This window comes from Vogesella mureinivorans, assembly GCF_007644035.1.
Classification (GTDB): Bacteria; Pseudomonadota; Gammaproteobacteria; order Burkholderiales; family Chromobacteriaceae; genus Vogesella; species Vogesella mureinivorans.
The window spans coordinates 1-361 of sequence record NZ_VMTV02000734.1 but is presented as its reverse complement, the minus strand read 5'-3'; the positions used below and the strand labels follow the sequence as shown (position 1 = coordinate 361).

Annotated in this window: 1 protein-coding gene; it reads left to right on the top strand. The window is 58.4% G+C overall.

The window, feature by feature from the left end; genetic code table 11:
- Positions 1–361 (top strand): GAF domain-containing protein (locus FLQ44_RS17970; protein WP_147695475.1); only part of this gene is annotated, 361 nt, incomplete at both ends.

Genomic DNA, 361 nt, shown 5'->3' with positions numbered 1-361 from the left:
ACAGTATGAAGGTGGCGCAGGTGCTGTATAAAGAGCTGGATATCGGAGCCGTGGCGATTACCGATCGCGAGAAGCTGCTGGCGTTTACCGGTACCGGCGACGACCACCATCTGCCGGGCAAACCGATCTCCTCGGCCTATACCCTGCGCGCTATTGAAACGGGTGAAGTGGTGTATGCCGACGGAAATGAAGTGCCGTACCGCTGTTCCCTGCATCCGCAGTGCAAACTCGGCTCTACGCTGGTCATTCCCCTGCGGGGTGAAAACCAGCGCGTCATGGGCACTATTAAGCTTTACGAAGCCAAAAACCGCCTGTTCAGCTCCATCAACCGCACGCTGGGGGAGGGGATCGCCCAGCTGCT